We start from the raw sequence: 16,983 nt of genomic DNA on the forward strand, positions 1-16,983 counted from the left end.
CGAGGTTATACGCCCTGGCTGACAGAACTCATGTTGAAATCGGGGACCCGCAGCGGCGGCATCGCGGCCCTGGTGAACCAGTCGCCCCATTCGCGCGGCAGCGTCTTCTCCGTGCGGCCCGCCTCGGTCGTCCGCCGCAGCAGGTCCACCGGCGACTCGTTGAACCGGAAGTTGTTCACCTGCCCGGTCACCTCGCCGCCCTCCACCAGATAGACGCCGTCCCGGGTCAGGCCGGTGAGCAGCAGCGTCGCCGGGTCGACCTCGCGGATGTACCACAGGCAGGTCAGCAGCAGCCCGTGCTCGGTGTCCGCGACCATCTGGTCCAGGGAACGGTCGCCGCCGTCCAGGATCAGATTGTCCGCGGCCGGGGTGACCGGCAGCCCGGTCAGGGCGGCGCTGTGCCGGGTCGTCGTCAGGTTCCGCAGGGTGCCCCGCTCGATCCAGTCGGTGGCCGGCGCCGCGAGACCGTTGTCGAACACCGACCGGTCGCCGTTCGAGGAGTGGGCGATCACGAAGGGCGCGCACTCCAGGCCGGGCTCGTCCGGGTCGCTGCGCAGGGTCAGCGGCAGCTCGGAGAGCCGCTCACCGATCCGGGTGCCGCCGCCCGGCCTGGAGAAGACCGTGCGGCCCTCCGCCGCGTCCCGGCCCGAGGCCGACCACAGCTGGTAGATGAGCAGGTCCGCCACCGCGGTCGGCGGCAGCAGCGTCTCGTAGCGGCCCGCGTGCAGCTCCACGCGCCGCTTCGCCCAGCCCAGGCGCACGGCCAGCTCGGCGTCCAGGGCGGCCGGGTCGACGTCCTTGAAGTCCCGGGTGGAGCGCCCGGCCCACGCGGAGCGGGTGCGGTCCGGCGACTTGGCGTTCAGTTCCAGCGTGCCGGTCGGCTGGTCGTGCCGCAGCCGCAGCCCGGTGGAGGTGCCCAGGTAGGTCGAGACCATCTCGTGGTTGGCGAAGCCGTACAGCTCCCGGCCGCCGGCCCGGGCGCGGGCGAAGGCGTCGCCGAGCGCCGGGGCGAAGTCGGCGAAGACCGCGGAGGAGGTCTCGGCGGGCGCGTCCGTGAAGCCGGGGTCCGCGGCCACGCCCGTGACCAGCGGCCGCGCGTCCTCGGCGGGACCCGCCCCGCGCGCGGCGTCCTCGGCGGCCCGCACCAGCGGCTCCAGCTCGTCGGCCGTCACCGCCGACCGGGAGACGACACCGCAGGCGGTGCCCTGCTGCCCGTCCACGGTCGCGATCACCGTGAGACTACGGCCCCGGGTCACCCCGTTCGTGGTGAGGGCGTTGCCCGCCCAGCGCAGATTGGCGGTGGACGTCTCGTCGGCGATGACGAGGCACCCGTCCGCCCGGGACAGCGCGAGGGCCCGTTCGACGATCTCGTGCGGCTTGTTGCTGCGGGCGCTCATCGACCGGCCTCCTGCGTGGTGTTCAAGACGGGGCGCCCCGGCACAGGGCAAAGGGCAACCGTGGGGCGGTGGATCCGTGCAGAGAGTACCCACCGACCGCGGGGACGAGGGCCGTTATGCGCGCCGAGCCGCTCTATCCGCGCTGGCGGGAGCAGATCAAAGCCATCAGTGGCTGTGCTCATCCGATTTACCTGTCCGGCTCCACCCTCACCCGTGATGCGGTTACGGGTGAGGTGACCTCGTCTTACTCGACCGCCGGGGAGCCTGGTGAGCGGCTGGCCGTGCGCTGCCGTAACAGGCGCGCCTCGGTGTGTGAGCCCTGCTCGCGCCTGCATGCGGGGGATACCTTCCAGCTCGTTCGTGCTGGAAGGTATCCCCCGCGGCAAGGGCGTGCCCGATGCGGTGAAGGATCGCCCTCGGCTGTTCGTCACGCTCACGGCCCCCTCGTTCGGGCCGGTGCACCGCGTCTTGGGCGGGGAACGCTGCCGTCCTCGCCGTGTTTGATCCGCGCTGTGAGCATGGGCGGCGGCTCGGCTGCGGCTTGGTGCACGCCGAGGATGACCCGCTGGTGGGTCTGCCGCTGTGCCCAGACTGCTACGACTACGTGGGCCATGTGCTGTGGCACGCGCACGCCGGGCGTCTGTGGGACCGGTTCACCACCGCCGCGCGGCGCTATCTGGCCTCGGCTGGTGGCATACCCCGCTCCAAGCTCGGTGAGCACCTGGTGGTGTCCTTCGCCAAGGTCGCCGAGTTCCAGCGGCGCGCGGCCGTCCACTTCCATGCCGTTGTGCGACTGGACGGCCCGGACGGTCCCGGCTCGTCGGCTCCGGCCTGGGCGGCAGAGGACGTGCTCTTGGATGCGGTCGAGCATGCCGCAGCGTTGACCTTCGTCACGGTGCCGGACTCCGACGCATACGGCGCCGAACGGGTCAGCTGGGGCGGGCAGTTCGATGCTCATCCGATCCGGCCGTTCCCCGATGGCGACGTGCCGTCGGATGCGGCTGTCGCCGGGTACGTGGCGAAGTACGTGACGAAGGGTGCGGCCGACACGGCCGGCGGGCTGGACTACCAGGTCACCAGCCTGGAGAACATCCGCGCGGCGGTCGTCAACCGCCATGTGCGGGCCCTGATGGGCACCTGCTGGCGCCTGGGCGGCCTCGTGGAACTGGAACACCTCCGACTGCGCCCCTGGGCTCACAGTCTCGGCTACCGGGGCCACATCCTCACCAAGTCCCGCCGCTACTCCACCACGTACGGCGCACTGCGCGAGGAACGGGCCGATCACCGCAGGGGCGGGCCAAGCCCATGGACGGCCTGGACACGGTCACGGAATCGGCCTGGCGCTACGTCGGCTCCGGCTACACCCCCGGTGAGGCTGGCGTTGCCCTCGGGATCGCTGAAGATCACGCGCAGAGTATCCAACTGGGCAGGGAGGCACGGGAGGACGCGCAGAAGCGGGGTGAGCGGTGGTGAGGGGTGGAAGCAACCTGCTCATGACGCCGGATGAGGCAGCCTCGGAACTTGGCGTGACGAAGCGGGTCCTCATGGACTCGTACCGGCGCTGGGGCATCCCGTTCCTCAAGGTCGGCAAGCATATCCGGTTCCGAACTCGCGATCTACGCAACTGGGTTGAGGGGCGCATGCAGCGAGGTTAGGCTGACGATCAGTCACTAACCAATCAACATGTGAGGGGTTAACAAGCGTGGCGACCATCAAGAAGGAAGACTGCACCTGCCCCCGGCGCAAGAAGCCCACGTGCTCTCACAAGCCGTACCGGGTGACGTACCGGGAGCCCGGGGGCAGGGCAGGCAAGCCGCGACAAGTGTCCTTCAAGAAGCTCGAAGACGCGGAAGCGTTCGCGGTCAAGGTCGAGCGGGACAAGGACTTGGGGACCTACATCAACCCCAAGGCGGGACAGCGGACGTTCGAGCAGGTGTGGCACGAGTGGGTTGACGCGGGAACTCTGGAAGAGTCATCGAAAAGGAATTACCAGAGTGTCTACGACAACCACTACGGGTCCTTCTTCGGAAACAAGCCCATCGGCAGTATCTCGCCAACAATCATCCTGGACTGGGAGGCAGACCAGAAGGAACGCGGCTACAAGGAAACCGGAATCAATGGACGTAAGAACGTCCTCTCATCCGTCTTCAACTATGCGGTAGCGGCCGAGATCATCGGCCGCAATCCGTGCAAGAAAGCGAACCCCCGTAGGCGCTCGGGTCAGCAAGTAACCCCGGTCACCGACGAAGACATCCCGACCATGGAAGAGGTGCTGGGGATCATCGCGGAGGCTCCGAAGCTGATCCGCGCTGGCTTCTGGGCCATGGCGGGCTGCGGGACGCATCCGGGAGAGTCCCTGGCACTGTCCGATGAGTCCATGGAATGGGAGCGCAGCATCCTCGTCGTGGATCACCAGGTCTCGGCCTACGGCTGCCAGGAAATCTCTGGATACCGGCGCGGCGTGAAGCGGGGCACGAAGCATCGCGCCTTCGAACAGGCGCGGAAGACTCCGGTTCCCGAGTCAATCAAGGAGATCTTCAACGATCACATCGACGCCTTCGGGATGTGGGGAGATCGGGGCTGGTTCTTCGAGTCTCCTCGGCTGAATGATCGCCACCCGTCGTATGACTGGTTCCTGGACCAGTTCAAGGCGGCGGCCAAGCTGGCCGGGACTCCGCAGTACACCCCGAAGAGCTTCCGGCACTTCTTCGTCTCCGAGGCCATCCACGCTCAGATCCCGCTGTTCGAGGTGGCGGCATGGGTCGGGCACCGAACCACCAGGACGACGGAACTGGTCTACGGCCACCTCGTCCGCCGGGCCATGGACCGTGGCGCCCGCACGATGCACAACCGCCTGGGGCTGAAGCTGGAGCCCTTCAAGGGCCTCATCGTCCCGCCCTCGCTGACGCCCTCTGAGGACGACATTGAGGACTGGGACGACGTGGCGTAGATGGTTCGCTGTGATTGCGTGTCGACCAGGTGCAGACTTCGGGCCGGATCGGTCGCCCTCTTAGGCGCGGCCGGACTCGTTCGCAGTGTTCAGGATGTTCACACTCCGAAACATTGCGGACGGGCACCCGTGAGACACGGAAGCGACCTGCCCCGGCTGGGCCTTTCCACAGTTGAAAGCCCCTCCTAGTACATAGGTCCGGGGGCCACCGACGGCTTCCATAGAGCCCCAGAACTCGGGAGTGATCCCCTGATATGCAAAGTCCTTGACTTGTCCCTCAAGGCGACCGTTCCGGATCATGTATGCCCTCTGACCCGTAAACTGGAAGTTGTAGCGCTGCATGTCGATCGACCACGAGCGGTCCCCGACCACGTAGATGCCCCGCTCCACGCCCCCGATCAGATCCTCGGTGGACAGCCCCGCGGGGTCCGGGCGCAGCGACACGTTGGCCATGCGCTGCACCGGCACATGGGCGGGGGAGTCGGCGTACGCGCACCCGTTGGACCGCTCGAAGCCGGTCAGCCGGGCGATCCTGCGGTCCAGCTGGTAGCCGACCAGCGTGCCGTCCTTCACCAGGTCCCAGGACTGCGCCTGGACGCCCTCGTCGTCGTAGCCGATGGTGGCCAGGCCGTGCTCGGCGGTGCGGTCGCCGGTGACGTTCATCAGCTCGGAGCCGTACCTGAGCTTGCCCAGCTGGTCGAAGGTGGCGAAGGAGGTACCGGCGTACGCGGCCTCGTAGCCGAGCGCGCGGTCCAGCTCGGTGGCGTGCCCGATGGACTCATGGATCGTCAGCCACAGGTTGGAGGGGTCGACCACGAGGTCGTACAGGCCCGGCTCCACGCTCGGCGCCCGCATCTTCTCGGCCAGCAGCTCCGGGATCCGCGCCAGTTCGCCGTCCCAGTCCCAGCCGGTCCCGGTCAGGTACTCCCAGCCGCGCCCGGCCGGCGGCGCCAGCGTCCGCATGGAGTCGAACTCCCCGCTGGACTCGTCCACCGACACCGCGGTCAGCTCGGGATGCAGCCGCACCCGCTGCTGGGTGGTGACGGTCCCGGCCGTATCGGCGTAGAACTTGTTCTCGTGCACGGTGAGCAGCGAGGCGTCCACATGGCTCACCCCGTCCGCCGCCAGCAGCCGCGCGCTCCAGTCCGCGAGCAGCGCCGCCTTCTCCTCGCCCGGCACGCTGAACGGATCGATCTCGTACGAGGAGACCCACGTCCGGTCGGCATGCACCGGTTCGTCCGCCAGCTCCACCCGCTCGTCGGAACCGGCCGCCTTGATCACCTGCGCGGACAGCTTGGCCATGGCGACCGCCTGGGAGGCGACCCGGGCCGCCGCGTCCAGGGTCAGATCGACCCCGGAGGCGAAGCCCCATGTACCGCCGTGCACGACCCGGACCGCGTACCCGAGGTCGGTGGTGTCCGAGGACCCCGAGGGCCGGGCGTCGCGCAGCCGCAGGGCCGCGCTCCGCACCCGCTCGAAGCGGAAGTCCGCGTGCTCGGCCCCGAGCGAGCGAGCGCGGGCGAGCGCGGCGTCGGCGAGGGACCTGAGCGGAAGCGCGGTGAAGGCTTCGTCGATGGAATGGGGCACGGAGGTCTCCCTGCTGTCGTGGCCTGTGGGCTCCGATCATGGCGCGCGAGCGGCCCCACGGACCACACCCCTTTCGGACCCGGACCCCGCGATTATGTAGGGACCCGACAGCGACGGTCCCGCGCCACTGTCGGTGCCCGAATGCCCACGGACGCGGCCGTACCGATAGGTTTTCGATGAAGCCGCCTGCCATCCAGGTGTTCGGGCGGGTTGTCGGACCTCTAGCAGACCGCTATCGAAAGGGTGATCCGTTGAGCCGCTCGGTTCTCGTCACCGGAGGAAACCGGGGCATCGGCCTCGCCATCGCCCGCGTTTTCGCCGACGCCGGCGACAAGGTCGCGATCACGTACCGCTCGGGTGAGCCGCCGGCGGGCTTCCTGGCCGTCAAGTGCGACATCACCGACCCCGAGCAGGTGGAGCAGGCCTACAAGGAGATCGAGGACCAGCACGGTCCCGTGGAGGTGCTGGTCGCCAACGCCGGCATCACCAAGGACCAGCTCCTGATGCGCATGTCCGAGGAGGACTTCACCTCGGTCATCGACACCAACCTCACCGGTACCTTCCGCGTCGTCAAGCGCGCCAACCGCGGCATGCTGCGCGCCAAGAAGGGCCGTGTCGTCCTGATCTCCTCCGTGGTCGGCCTGCTCGGCTCGGCGGGGCAGGCGAACTACGCCGCCTCCAAGGCCGCCCTGGTGGGCTTCGCGCGCTCGCTCGCCCGTGAGCTGGGCTCGCGCAACATCACCTTCAACGTCGTCGCGCCCGGTTTCGTCGACACCGACATGACCAAGGTGCTCAGCGACGAGCAGCGCCAGGGCATCGTGTCGCAGGTGCCGCTCGGCCGCTACGCACGGCCGGAGGAGATCGCCGCGGCGGTCCGGTTCCTCGCGTCGGACGACGCCTCGTACATCACTGGAGCCGTCATCCCCGTTGACGGCGGACTGGGAATGGGTCACTGATCACCATGAGTGGAATTCTCGAGGGCAAGCGCATCCTGATCACCGGTGTGCTGATGGAGTCCTCCATCGCCTTCCACGCCGCGAAGCAGGCCCAGGAGCAGGGCGCCGAGATCATCCTGACCGCCTTCCCGCGGCCCACGCTGACCGAGCGCATCGCCAAGAAGCTGCCGAAGCCGACCAAGGTCATCGAGCTGGACGTGACCAACGAGGAGCACCTCGCGCGCCTGGCCGACCTCGTCGGCGAGGAGCTGGGCGGCCTGGACGGCGTCGTGCACTCCATCGGCTTCGCGCCGCAGGACGCGCTCGGCGGCAACTTCCTGAACACGCCGTTCGAGTCCGTGGCCACCGCCATGCATGTCTCGGCGTTCTCCCTGAAGTCGCTCACCATGGCCTGCCTGCCGCTGATGCAGAACGGCGGCTCGGTCGTCGGCCTCACCTTCGACGCCCAGTACGCCTGGCCGCAGTACGACTGGATGGGCCCGGCCAAGGCCGCCCTGGAGGCCACCAACCGCTACATGGCGCGCGACCTGGGCAAGCAGAACATCCGCTGCAACCTCATCTCCGCGGGCCCGATCGGCTCCATGGCCGCCAAGTCCATCCCGGGCTTCGGCGACCTGGCCGCCGTGTGGGACAGCCGCTCCCCGCTGGAGTGGGACCTGAAGGACCCGGAGCCGGCCGGCAAGGGCATCGTCGCCCTGCTCAGCGACTGGTTCCCGAAGACCACCGGCGAGATCATCCACGTGGACGGCGGTCTGCACGCCATCGGCGCCTGAGCGCTCATGCCCGGCTGAGACGCCGCACGGCAGCACGGCGAAGGCCCGCACCCCGCACGGGGGGCGGGCCTTCGCCGTACCCGCCCCGTCCCGTGCCGCCCGGCGTCCTCACCCGTTCGGCTCACCGGTCGGGCGGGCCACCCCGCGCGCGACGCACCCTGAAGAGGCGCGCGTTCATCCCGCGCATCCCTCCGCAGCCCGGCCGAGGAGGTCCCCCTTGTGCGCCTGTCCCGCTGCCTGGCCCCGCTGACCCTGGCCGCCGCCCTCGCACTCGCCCTGCCGTACGACGCGACCCCGCACGCGCACGCGAGCGCGGGGCCGCCCGCGCCGGACCTGTTCGGGGCCGCCTGCCGGGCCGCGGTGACCGGCTCCCATGTGGTCGCCTACTGCCACAACCCCTATGTCGACACCGACCGGGTACGCCTGCACATCGAGTGCACCCGCTGGTGGGACATCGACACCGACAGCGCGCCGGTGGACGCCGGGCCCGCGCTGACGGTACGGCTCACCGGGCGTTGCTGGAAAGAAGTCGGCTCGGCGTGGATCAGCCACCAGAAGGTGCGCTGAACCGGGCCGTCACCCGATGCCGATGCCGGGCCGTCCCGGACGGCACTGGAAGGGGTAGCTCGCCGCCTCCCTGGCCGCCGCCTCGGTGTCGCCCGTGCGGATCGCGTCCACCAGGCGGGTGTGGTCCATGTGCGCCCCCGGCGTCAGCTCGGCGCCGACGTCCGCGCGCAGCGCGTCCCGCAGCAGCTCGCCCAGGTCGGCGTACATCGCCGTCATGACCTCGTTGTGGGAGGCGCCCACCACGGCCAGGTGGAAGGTGGCGTCCGCCGTCACGAAGGACTCCGCCTCACCGCTCTCCCAGGCCTCCTCGCGGCGCAGCAGCAGCGCGTCCAGCTGCTTGAGGTCCTTCTCGGTGCGCCGTTCGGCGGCGAGCTTGGCCGCGGCCGACTCCAGCGTGGCGCGCACCTCGGCGATGTGCCGGGGGTCCGCGTCGGCGAACCGGCGGTGCATCACGCCGGCCAGCTCGCTGGTCGCCACCACATAGGTGCCCGAGCCCTGCCGGATGTCCAGCAGTCCGTTGTGGGCGAGCGCGCGCACGGCCTCGCGGATCGTGTTGCGGGCGACTCCCAGTTGCTCGACCAGCTCGGGCTCGGTCGGGATACGGGAGCCGACCGGCCACTCACCGGTGGCGATCTGGTTGCGCAGTTCGGCGATCACCTGCTCGGAGAGGGCCGAACGGCGCGGGTGGCTCAGAGGCATGGCACACCTTCGCACGACAGACCGGGGCACGCACGCTCCGGTGGTTCCTGGAATGGACAACTAATCATCCTATGATTCTATGATGGGTCTCATGGCTAGTGAGGAAACCCGGGCAGTGGACACTCGTACGGCGATGTCACCGACCGAACGCGACACGCCCGCCCCAGTGGGCGCATCCGAGACGACGACCCTGGAGACGGGCCCCGCGCGCGCGTGGGCGACCCGTCTGGTGGTCGCCGGCATCGTGCTGTCCGCCGTCAACCTCCGCCCGGCCATCACCAGCCTCGGCGCCCTCCTGGAGGAGGTCCGCGACGGGCTCGGCATGAGCGGCAGCGTGGCCGGACTGCTCACCTCCGTGCCCCCGCTGTGCTTCGCCGTCTTCGGCGTGATGGCACCCCGTCTGGCCCGCCGCTTCGGACCGGCCGCCGTGGTGTGCGCCGGCATGGCCGCGATCTTCGCGGGCCTCTTGGTACGGCCGTACGCCGGCGGCACCGCCGGATTCCTGGCCGCCAGCGCGCTCGCCCTGATGGGCATCGCCGTCAGCAACGTGCTGATGCCGGTCATCGTCAAGCGCTGGTTCCCCGACCGGGTCGGCTCCATGACCGGCCTGTACTCGATGGTCCTCGCGCTCGGCACCTCCCTGCCGGCGGCGGTGACGGTCCCGATGACCCACGCCCTGGGCGGGAACTGGAAGCTGGGGCTCGCGGTGTGGGCGGTGCTCGCGGCGGCCGCGGTGGTGCCGTGGATACCGCTGGTACGGGAGGGCCGGGAGCGGCCTGCGCCCGCCGCGCGGTCGGCAAAGGCATCGGCAAAGGCACAGACGCCGGCTTCGGCTTCGGCGCGGGCCGCCGAGGAGCAGCCGCCGCTGCGGATCACCCGCAGCCGCACCGCCTGGGCGCTCGCCGTCTTCTTCGGCCTCCAGGCCACCGCTGCCTACATCACCATGGGCTGGATGCCGCAGATCTTCCGGGACGCGGGCGTCTCCGCCGGCACCGCGGGTCTGCTGCTCGCCGTCACGATGGTGATGGGCGTGCCGCTGGCCTTCGTCATCCCGCGGATCGCCACCCGGCTGCCCCACCAGGGCCCGATCGTGCTGGTCCTGGGCGTGTGCGGGCTCGCCGGATACGCCGGTCTGTACCTCGCCCCGGCCGCCGGCGCCTGGGCCTGGGCGCTGCTGCTCGGCATCGCCAACTGCGCCTTCCCGCTCGCGCTGACCATGGTCGGCATGCGCGCCCGCAGCGGTCCCGGCGTGGCCCAGCTGTCCGCGTTCGCGCAGAGCACCGGCTATCTGATCTCCATCCCCGGCCCGCTGCTGGTCGGCGTGCTCTACCAGCACAGCGGCGGCTGGGGGCTGCCGATCGCCCTGATGGCGGGCCTCATGGTGCCCCAGATGGTGGTGGGCGTCCTCGCGGGCCGCGACCGCACGGTCGAGGAGGAGGCCGCGGCGCGCTGACCCCCGCGCACGGCCGCCGGGGCAGAGGTGCGAGACTGGGCGCATGCAGCCTGTGCTCGACCCGAATCCGCGAAACGGTCAGAAGAAGATGCTGCTCGTCTTCGGCTCCTTCTTCGCGATCTTCGTCATCATCGCCATCGTCGCGACCATCGCGTCCCCCTGACGCCCCCCGCCGGGCGTCTCTGACGCCGCCCGGCCAGGCCCCGCCCACCAGGTGTTTCCGGTGGATGGTGGTGCTGGCCCCCCTGTCCCCTAGGGGGTAAGGGTCAGGGGTAACTGGGTGGAAAACCTGATGGGTTGGCGGCCCGGGATTCCGTACCTTCGAGTGGTGACCGCAGGGGGCGGTCGCACGAACCGCTCAAGGACCACGGAGGCGACCATGCCCGCCCGCACCCACTTCCGGACCCACCCGGCGACCACGGGCGGCGTCGACATGCGGCTGCCCTGGTGGGCCCTCGCGCTTCCCGTGCTCGCCTTCGGCGTCCTGTTCCTGCTGATACTGAACCCCTCGGACGCCCACGCGGCGAATGCGGACCCGGCGATAGCCCACCTCGTCGAGCGCGCGCGGCTGCTGCTCACGCGCTGACCGGGAGCCGCCCCGCATGGCGAATCCGCATGTCAACTCCCTGCGCCCCATGGCCTGTTTCATGCGAAGCTGGGACGCATGAGCGTCGCAGAACCCCGCAGGATCGCCCTTTTCCGGCATGCGAAAGCCGACTGGCCCCCGGTGTCCGACCATGAGCGCCCGCTCGCCGAGCGGGGCCGGATGGACGCGGCCGTCGCCGGGCGCAGACTGACCGACTCCGGCCTCGGCTTCGACCTGGCCCTGTGTTCCACCGCGACCCGGACCCGCGAGACCTGGAAGCTCGCCGTTCACGAACTGGACCACCGGCCGAAGACCGTCTACGAGGAGCGGGTCTACGAAGCCTCCCCCGGCCAGCTGATCGCGCTGCTGAACGAGGTCCCGGACGACGTGGGCACCCTGATCCTGATCGGCCACAACCCGGGGATCCATGGCCTGGCCGAGATCCTGGCCGGCTCGGCCGACGAGGACGCCCGCGACCGGATGAACCGCCGCGGCTTCCCGGCCGCCGCCTTCGCGGTGCTCTCCTTCGAGGGTTCCTGGAAGGGCCTGGAGCCGGGCGTGGCCAGGCTGACGGACTACTGGGCGCCGTCGGAGTGAGATGACCCCGAAGCGCCGGACCCGGGCATGGACGCGGGCCCGGACGGCATGACGAAGGCCCGGCGCCGCGAGCCGGGCCGCCGGGCCTGTCCCAGCACCGGGCAGCGGGCGCTCGGGGCCCCCGCAGCCGTGCGTGCGCCACGCCGGGGATCGACCCGGCGTCCGTGTGTGCGGGGTGCCAGGGGTCCGGTGACGCTCGCGGGGGCGTCTCAGCTCTCGTCGTGGGTGTCGGCCGCCTCGACCTCTTCGCGGGTGATGCCGAGGAGGTAGAGGACTGTGTCGAGGAAGGGAAAGTTCACGGCCGTGTGCGCGGCCTCGCGCACCACGGGCTTGGCGTTGAAGGCCACGCCGAGGCCGGCCGCGTTCAGCATGTCGAGGTCGTTGGCGCCGTCACCGATCGCCACCGTCTGCACCAGCGGCACCCCGGCCTCCGCCGCGAACCGGCGCAGCAGCCGCGCCTTGCCCGCGCGGTCCACGATCTCGCCGGTGACCCGGCCGGTCAGCTTGCCGTCGACGATCTCCAGCGTGTTGGCCTGGGCGAAATCGAGGCCGAGGCGTTCCTTGAGATCGTCGGTGACCTGGGTGAAGCCGCCGGAGACCACGCCGACCTGGTAGCCGAGCCGCTTCAGGGTGCGGATCAGGGTGCGGGCGCCGGGGGTCAGCCGGATCTCGTTGCGCACCTTCTCGACCACGGAGGCGTCGAGGCCGGCCAGCAGGGCGACACGGGCGTGCAGCGACTGCTCGAAGTCCAGCTCGCCGCGCATCGCCGCGGCCGTCACCTCGGCGACCTTGTCCTCGCAGCCGGCGTGCGCGGCGAAGAGCTCGATGACCTCGTCCTGGATCAGGGTGGAGTCCACGTCCATGACCACGAGACGCTGTGCGCGCCGGTGCAGGCCCGCGGAGACGACCGCGATGTCGACGCCGAGCGCCCCGGCGTCCGAGGCGAGCGCGGTGCGCAGGGGCGCGGTCTCCACACCGGAAACCGCGAACTCCACCGCCGTGACGGGGTACTTGGCGAGCCGGAAGATACGGTCGATGTTGCCGCCGGCCTTCGCGATCCGGGCGGCGATGGCGGCCGTCGACTCGGCGGTGAGCGGATGGCCGAGGACGGTGACCAGGGAGCGTCCGAGGCCGCGCGGACGGTTGTCGCCGTGACCCGAGATGATCTCCGCCTGCATCTTCATCGACTCGGCCCAGCTGTGCACGGTGGCCCGCAGATCACCCTCGATACCGGCCGGCGGCTGGCTGACCAGCGCGCACAGGACCAGGCGTCCCCGGGTGACGACCTGCTCGATGTCGACCACGTCGACGGAGTACGCGGCGAGGGTGTCGAAGAGTCCGGCCGTGATGCCCGGCCGGTCCTTGCCGAAGATCTTGACGAGGAGAGTGGGGACCTCGGGGGTCTGCGCAGCAGTCATGGTCTCACCACCGTATCCGGCACCGGGTGCCGCCCGCCGCCGAGGTCCGCCTGACGGACACGGAACAATGGATGGCGTCCCGGCATCAAGGATCTTGCCGACAGCTTCCCACCGAGTGCGCCACCATCGCGACCGAGAGCACCGCCGCATGGCCTGTTTCGCCGGGTACCGGGAACATGCCCGCGGCCCGACGGCGGGTGCGGACACGGCCCGCTCGACGGACGCGCCCCGCCGCTGTTCCCGTGCGCGGGACGCCGTACCGCGCCCCCCTTCCGATCCCGTCGCCCCGGCAGCGGCGCCGCCCCGCCAACTCCCCGCGCCCGCAACGCCGTACCCTCCGCCTCGCGCCCGGCACCTCCACCTGTCCCCACTCGCCCGAATTGCCGTTCTCCCGCTGGAGCGCCGTACGGCGATTCGCGCAAGGCCCGGGTTTTGGTCAGGGGTGCGGGCCTGAAATAGTTCCCCACGATGTTCGACATCCCTAGACTCCCTGCGATGGGGGTAATTCGGGGGACAACTCAGTGGGGCATGGAGTGCCGGAACTCGTACTGGAAACAAACGGACGTACCTGGACGCTCGACCCGTCCAGGCCTTACACCCTCGGCAGAGATCCGCAGGGTGACATCGTGTTCGACGACGCCAGGGTCTCCTGGCGACACGCCACGGTCAGCTTCGACGGCCGCAGTTGGGTCATCGAGGACCACGGCAGCACCAACGGCACCTATCTCCAGGGTCAGCGCGTCCAGCGCACGGAGATAGGCCCGGGGACGGCGCTGCGCCTCGGCAACGCGACGGACGGACCGCGGCTGGATCTCGCCGGTGTCGCCGTCGGCCAGGCGCAGCAGGCGCCGTACGCCGCGGCCCCCGCGGGGTGGGCCCAGCAGGGGGCCCCTGAGCAGGCGCCCGCCCAGCAACCCGGCTGGCAGCAGCCGCCGCAGGCACAGCAGCCGCCGCAGGCGCAGCCGGCCCAGCACGCCCCGCAGCAGGCGGGCTTCCCGCAGCAGAGGGACGCGGGACCCGCCGCCTTCCCGCAGCAGGCCGGTCCGGGGGCGCCCGCGCACGGGGACCGCAGCCCGACCACGTTCCACCAGTTCTCCCTCGGCCGGGTCATGCGCATCGGCCGTGCCCTGGAGAACGAGCTGGTCGTCTCCGATCTCCAGGTCTCCCGTCACCACGCCGAGTTCCACTCGACGCCCGACGGCCGCTTCGAGATCCGCGACCTCGGCTCGCACAACGGCACGTACGTCAACGGCCACCCGGTGCCCAAGGGCGGCTCGGTGCAGCTCGGCCCGGCCGACATCGTCGGCGTCGGCCACTCCACCTTCCGGATCGTCGGCGACCGGCTGGAGGAGTTCGTCGACACCGGCGAGGTCTCCTTCTCCGCGCGCCATCTGACCGTCACGGTCGACGGCGGCAAGCAGATCCTCAAGGACGTCTCCTTCGGCGTCCCGGAGAAGTCCCTGATCGCGGTCATCGGCCCGTCCGGCTCCGGCAAGTCCACGCTGCTGAAGGCGCTCACCGGCTACCGGCCCGCCAACCAGGGCGAGGTGCTGTACGACAACCGCAACCTGTACAAGCAGTTCGCGGAGCTGCGCCAGCGCATCGGTCTGGTCCCGCAGGACGACATCCTGCACAAGGAACTGACCGTCAAGAAGGCCCTGAAGTACGCGGCCAAGCTGCGCTTCCCCGCCGACACCACCGCGCAGGAGCGCGACGCCCGCATCGAGGAGGTGCTGCGCGAGCTGAAGCTGGACATCCACAAGGACAAGAAGGTCACGTCCCTGTCCGGCGGTCAGCGCAAGCGCGTCTCGGTGGCCCTGGAGCTGCTGACCAAGCCGTCGCTGATCTTCCTGGACGAGCCGACCTCCGGCCTCGACCCGGGCATGGACCGCGATGTCATGCAGCTGCTGCGCGGCCTCGCCGACGACGGCCGTACCGTGCTCGTCGTCACCCACTCGGTGGCCGAGCTGGCCCTGTGCGACAAGCTGCTGGTGATGGCGCCGGGCGGCGCGGTGGCCTACTTCGGTCCGCCGGAGGAGGCGCTGAACTTCTTCGGCTACGACAGCTGGGCCGATGTCTTCTCCGCCTTCGAGAACTACCGCGACTACGACTGGGCGGGCCGTTGGAAGGGCTCGCAGCACTACCAGATGTACGCCGCGGACTTCGACGCCGTCGCCCCGCAGCAGACGGCGTACATGCCGCCGCCGGCGGCGATCAAGCCGCCCAAGCCACAGGCGTGGGGCTCCCAGCTGCTGACCCTGATCCGGCGCTATGTGTCGGTCATCGTCTCCGACAAGGGCTTCCTCGCGCTGACGGTGATCCTGCCCGCGGTCCTCGGCTCGGTCAGCCTGCTGATGAACCACGACCGGGGCCTGCTGGTGAACCCGGCGGTCGACCCGCGCACCGGCCTGCATGTGCCCAACGGCACCGCCACCACCGTGCTGCTGATCCTCTCGGTTGGCGCGTGCTTCGCGGGCGCCGCGAACTCCGTACGTGAGCTGATCAAGGAACGGGTGATCTACGAGCGGGAGCGGGCGACCGGCCTGTCCCGGTCGGCCTACCTGATGTCCAAGGTGGTCGTGCTCGGCGCCGTCACCGTGCTCCAGGGCCTGATGGTCGGCCTGATCGGCTTCTCCCCCCGCAAGATCCCGGGCCAGGGCGTCATCCTCGGCAGCTCGACCCTCTTCGAGCTGTGCCTGCCGATCATGGCGCTGGGCTTCACCTCGATGATGGTCGGCCTGGTGATCTCCTCGCTGGTGAAGACCGCCGAGAAGACCATGCCGCTGCTGGTGATGTTCGCGATCATCCAGGTCGTCTTCACCGGCTGCCTGTTCACCCTGCACGGCACGCTCGGCGTCAACGAGTTCTCGTATCTGATGCCCTCGCGCTGGGCGGTGGCCGCGGCCGGCACCACGCTGGACCTGAACAACATCGCCCCCAACGGCGACAACCCGGGCAGCACCGATCCGCTGTGGAACCACACGGCCGGGGCCTGGAGCCTGGACATGATCGCGCTGCTCGCGCTCGGCGCGATCTGCGGCTTCTTCGTGGCCCGCTTCCTGCGCCGCCACGAGCCCGAGGTCATGCGCAAGTAGCCTCCTCGGCACGACACGCCCCGGTACGTCACAAAGGGCGGCACCCCGTTACGGGGTGCCGCCCTTCGGCGTTCGTCAGAGGTCCGCGCCGACCTCAGTACGCGCTGTTGACGTTGTCCATCGAGCCGTAGCGGTGGGCAGCGTAGTTGGCGGCGGCGGTGATGTTGGCGACCGGGTCGTAGATGTTCCACGAGGTACCGGGCACGTGGTACGTGTTGAAGGTGGGCTGGATCACCTGGAGCAGGCCCTTGGACGGGATGCCGTTGATCGCGTTGATGTCCCAGTTGTTGATGGCCATCGGGTTGCCCGAGGACTCACGCATGATGTTGCGGTACAGACCGTTGTAGCTGCCCGGGATGCCCTTGGAGTGCATGATGTCCAGGGACTGGCGGATCCAGCCGTCGAGGTTGTTCGCGTAGGTCTTCGCGGCGACGGTCTGCATCTGCGGGCGCTGCGCGGAACGGTTGGCGCTCTGCTTGGCGGCACGCTCCTGCGCGGCCTTCTTGGCGGCGGCGTCGGCGGCGGCCTTCTTCGCGGCGGCGTCGGTGCGCTGCTTGGCGGCGGCCTTCTGCTGCGCGGCGATGGCGTCGAGCTTGACGGCCTGCGCGGCGGTGGGGTCGGTGACCGAGCCTTTGACGTTCGGCAGCGTGGCGTCCTGGGTGGCGACCTTCGCGACCTGCGCGGCGGTGGCCGGGGAGCCGGTGGTGACGGTGTCCGCGTTACCGGGGACGGCCGACAGGGCGATGGCGGCGGTGCCGAGAGCGGCGACACCGGCGACGGCGATCTTGTGCTGCTTGGTCAGGGCACGATCTCGAGCACGACTGAGGATGTTCTTGGGCATGGCGTTGGACCTCTTCGTTAGCGCGGAGGTCGCTCCTGCGTCCGCCGGGGGAATCGGTTCCTCC

At 70.0% G+C, this 16,983-nt stretch carries 16 protein-coding genes and 1 pseudogene; 12 read left to right on the forward strand and 5 right to left on the reverse strand.

From position 1 onward, the window contains the following. Window positions 1–5: 5 nt before the first annotated feature. Window positions 6–1,397 carry a metallopeptidase TldD-related protein gene (locus tag HEP81_RS29620; RefSeq protein WP_037656624.1) on the reverse strand — a complete coding sequence of 464 codons (1,392 nt, stop codon included), beginning with the start codon at window positions 1,395–1,397 and terminating at the stop codon, window positions 6–8. Window positions 1,398–1,513: 116 nt separating this feature from the next. Between HEP81_RS29620 and HEP81_RS42400 the strand changes: the two are divergent. The 4 genes and pseudogenes from HEP81_RS42400 to HEP81_RS29635 all read left to right on the forward strand — a co-directional run bounded on the left by HEP81_RS42400 (window position 1,514) and on the right by HEP81_RS29635 (window position 4,347). After that, window positions 1,514–1,901, forward strand: a pseudogene (locus tag HEP81_RS42400) (replication initiator). Window positions 1,902–1,941: 40 nt separating this feature from the next. Then, a complete protein-coding gene (locus HEP81_RS29625) occupies window positions 1,942–2,904 on the forward strand; it encodes a replication initiator (RefSeq protein WP_338058754.1) in 963 nt (320 codons plus the stop codon). 37 nt (window positions 2,905–2,941) lie between these two features. Then, window positions 2,942–3,052, forward strand: a complete 111-nt coding sequence (locus tag HEP81_RS41680) for a hypothetical protein (protein ID WP_243279831.1) — start codon at window positions 2,942–2,944, stop codon at window positions 3,050–3,052. Window positions 3,053–3,099: 47 nt separating this feature from the next. Further along, window positions 3,100–4,347: a tyrosine-type recombinase/integrase gene (locus HEP81_RS29635; protein WP_078967401.1), complete on the forward strand. Its 1,248-nt coding sequence runs from the start codon at window positions 3,100–3,102 to the stop codon at window positions 4,345–4,347. A gap of 60 nt (window positions 4,348–4,407) precedes the next feature. On the opposite strand, the gene HEP81_RS29640 is transcribed toward HEP81_RS29635, so the two are convergent. Then, window positions 4,408–5,934, reverse strand: coding sequence for a TldD/PmbA family protein (locus HEP81_RS29640; RefSeq protein ID WP_037656621.1), 1,527 nt, complete (start codon window positions 5,932–5,934; stop codon window positions 4,408–4,410). A 251-nt stretch (window positions 5,935–6,185) separates the two neighbouring features. Here HEP81_RS29640 and fabG point away from each other — a divergent pair, with 251 nt between their 5' ends. The 3 genes from fabG (at window position 6,186) to HEP81_RS29655 (ending at window position 8,230) form a co-directional block, all read left to right on the forward strand. Beyond that, window positions 6,186–6,890: a 3-oxoacyl-[acyl-carrier-protein] reductase gene (gene fabG / locus HEP81_RS29645; RefSeq protein WP_037656620.1), complete on the forward strand. Its 705-nt coding sequence runs from the start codon at window positions 6,186–6,188 to the stop codon at window positions 6,888–6,890. A 5-nt stretch (window positions 6,891–6,895) separates the two neighbouring features. Beyond that, window positions 6,896–7,663, forward strand: a complete 768-nt coding sequence (fabI, locus tag HEP81_RS29650) for an enoyl-ACP reductase FabI (protein ID WP_037656619.1) — start codon at window positions 6,896–6,898, stop codon at window positions 7,661–7,663. Window positions 7,664–7,882: 219 nt separating this feature from the next. Further along, on the forward strand, window positions 7,883–8,230 hold the full coding sequence (locus HEP81_RS29655; RefSeq protein WP_037656618.1) for a hypothetical protein: 348 nt from the start codon (window positions 7,883–7,885) through the stop codon (window positions 8,228–8,230). A 9-nt stretch (window positions 8,231–8,239) separates the two neighbouring features. On the opposite strand, the gene HEP81_RS29660 is transcribed toward HEP81_RS29655, so the two are convergent. Further along, window positions 8,240–8,929, reverse strand: coding sequence for a FadR/GntR family transcriptional regulator (locus HEP81_RS29660; protein WP_037656616.1), 690 nt, complete (start codon window positions 8,927–8,929; stop codon window positions 8,240–8,242). Between the two features lie 91 nt (window positions 8,930–9,020). On the opposite strand from HEP81_RS29660, the gene HEP81_RS29665 reads away from it, so the two are divergent. The 4 genes from HEP81_RS29665 (at window position 9,021) to HEP81_RS29675 (ending at window position 11,565) form a co-directional block, all read left to right on the forward strand. Further along, window positions 9,021–10,382 carry a CynX/NimT family MFS transporter gene (locus HEP81_RS29665; RefSeq protein ID WP_243279628.1) on the forward strand — a complete coding sequence of 454 codons (1,362 nt, stop codon included), beginning with the start codon at window positions 9,021–9,023 and terminating at the stop codon, window positions 10,380–10,382. Between the two features lie 43 nt (window positions 10,383–10,425). Then, the gene (locus HEP81_RS42205) at window positions 10,426–10,545 is read left to right on the forward strand and encodes an SGM_5486 family transporter-associated protein (protein ID WP_086806966.1); all 120 of its coding nucleotides are present in this window, start codon (window positions 10,426–10,428) and stop codon (window positions 10,543–10,545) included. Between the two features lie 216 nt (window positions 10,546–10,761). Further along, window positions 10,762–10,968, forward strand: coding sequence for a hypothetical protein (locus HEP81_RS29670; RefSeq protein WP_037656614.1), 207 nt, complete (start codon window positions 10,762–10,764; stop codon window positions 10,966–10,968). Between the two features lie 78 nt (window positions 10,969–11,046). Further along, the gene (locus HEP81_RS29675; protein WP_037656612.1) at window positions 11,047–11,565 is read left to right on the forward strand and encodes a SixA phosphatase family protein; all 519 of its coding nucleotides are present in this window, start codon (window positions 11,047–11,049) and stop codon (window positions 11,563–11,565) included. Between the two features lie 209 nt (window positions 11,566–11,774). Here HEP81_RS29675 and serB read toward each other — a convergent pair whose 3' ends face one another. After that, complete coding sequence (serB, locus tag HEP81_RS29680) at window positions 11,775–12,983, reverse strand: phosphoserine phosphatase SerB (RefSeq protein WP_037656611.1); 1,209 nt, start codon at window positions 12,981–12,983, stop codon at window positions 11,775–11,777. A 533-nt stretch (window positions 12,984–13,516) separates the two neighbouring features. On the opposite strand from serB, the gene HEP81_RS29685 reads away from it, so the two are divergent. Continuing rightward, the gene (locus HEP81_RS29685) at window positions 13,517–16,078 is read left to right on the forward strand and encodes an FHA domain-containing protein (RefSeq protein WP_037656608.1); all 2,562 of its coding nucleotides are present in this window, start codon (window positions 13,517–13,519) and stop codon (window positions 16,076–16,078) included. 94 nt (window positions 16,079–16,172) lie between these two features. Here the strand turns inward: HEP81_RS29685 and HEP81_RS29690 are convergent, their stop codons facing one another. After that, complete coding sequence (locus HEP81_RS29690; RefSeq protein WP_037656607.1) at window positions 16,173–16,919, reverse strand: transglycosylase SLT domain-containing protein; 747 nt, start codon at window positions 16,917–16,919, stop codon at window positions 16,173–16,175. Window positions 16,920–16,983 lie beyond the last annotated feature (64 nt).

This window comes from Streptomyces griseofuscus, from assembly GCF_014673495.1.
GTDB lineage: Bacteria > Actinomycetota > Actinomycetes > Streptomycetales > Streptomycetaceae > Streptomyces > Streptomyces murinus.